This is a genomic window from Bradyrhizobium sp. P2_E8, from assembly GCF_056403875.1.
This window is the reverse complement of record NZ_JBFUES010001385.1, coordinates 1-1,500: the sequence shown is the minus strand read 5'-3', so window position 1 is coordinate 1,500 and position 1,500 is coordinate 1. Positions and strand designations below refer to the sequence as shown.

The 1,500-nt window shown below is 64.2% G+C and carries 2 protein-coding genes; both read right to left on the bottom strand.

Going from position 1 to position 1,500, the window contains the following annotated elements:
* Window positions 1-11: 11 nt before the first annotated feature.
* Window positions 12-806, bottom strand: a complete 795-nt coding sequence (locus tag AC1D00_RS40685; RefSeq protein ID WP_477014587.1) for an SDR family oxidoreductase — start codon at window positions 804-806, stop codon at window positions 12-14.
* Between the two features lie 66 nt (window positions 807-872).
* The coding region (gene trhA / locus AC1D00_RS40680) for a PAQR family membrane homeostasis protein TrhA (protein WP_477014586.1) at window positions 873-1,500 on the bottom strand (628 nt) is incomplete at its 5' end.

The following is a 1,500-nucleotide window of genomic DNA, read 5'->3' as shown; positions in this document are numbered from 1 at the left end:
AACACCGTTGGCTACTTCCCGAACTCTTCCCGCATCCTGGCCTGGATCTTCGCCATGCCGCCGATCCAGCGGTCGTAGTTCTCGGTCTTCTTGCGCATGTAGCCGAGCACCTGGGGGTGCGGCAGGATCAGGAACGTTTCCTGCGCGAGGCCCGCGAGCACGTCACTGGCGACCTGCTCGGGCGTGAGATCGCCGTCGCCGGATTGCGGACCCTTGGGGATCGAGCGCAGCATGTTGGTGTCGACGCCTTGCGGGCAGAGGATCGAGACCTTGATGTTGTCGGCCTTGTGGGAGATCGCGAGGTTCTCGGCAAACCCCACCGCGGCGTGCTTGGTGGTGGAATAAGCGGGGCTRCCGACCTGCGACAGCAGACCCGCGGCCGAGATCGTGTTGAGGAAATAGCCGCCGCCCCGCGCCTTCATCCGCGGGATCAGATGCCGCGCCGCATAGACATGGGCCATGACGTGGATCGCCCAGCTGCGCTGCCACGGCTCGTCGGAGGCGCCGCCGGCATTGACCGACATCGGATCGAAACCGCCACCGATGCCAGCATTGGAGCAGAACAATTCGATCGGCCCGAACTGCCGCTCGGTCTCCTCGATGACGTGGGCGATTTCTTTTTCCTGCGCGACGTCGCATCTGAAGGCCGCGCCATCAACCATGGCGGCGACGGCCCTGGCGTTGGCGGCGTCCATGTCCGCGACGACGACCTTGGCGGCGCCCGCCTTGTGAAACGCCTCGCACAGCGCCTTGCCGATGCCGTTTGCGCCGCCCGTGACGACCACGACCTTCCCGGTCACCTGCATGCGACGTCTCCTCTTGTCCCGTACCGCTCTTATACCGCTCGGCTTATTCCGCTTCGCGGAGCTTGCTCAGCTCAACACGAGGTCGAGCACCGCGGTATAATGGCACGCCGCACCGGCCAAGACAAAGCCATGCCAGATCGCATTCTGGAAGCGCAGCCGCCGCCAGGCGTGGAAGATCACGCCAAAGCTGTAGAGCAGCCCGCCCGCAAGTATGAATCCCAGCACCAGCGCGGGCAGCGCCTTGACCACGGCGTCGTAGAGCATCACGCCGCTCCAGCCCATCGCGAGGTAGATGCCGACCGCGACGCGGTCGAACCGGCCGGGATAGCGAAGCTTCAGCACGATACCGACGATCGCCACGCACCAGACGCAGACGAGCAGCGCCAGCGCGAAGACGCTGTCCTTCAGCTCCAGGATGAACGGCGTGTAGGTCGCAGCGATCAGGAGATAGATCGCCGAATGGTCGAAGCGCCGCAGCAGCCATTTGACCGGCGAGACCGGCCAGAGATTATAGCTCGCCGACAACACCAGCATCGAGAGCAGGCCGGCGACATAGATCGAGACGCCGACGATGTCGGTGGCGTCGGCATAAAGCACCGCAAGCACCACCAGAACGGTCGCGGCGACGGTACCGAAAAATACACCGACTGCATGAATGATCCCGTCGGCGATCAGTTCTGCGCGGTCGTAGTTC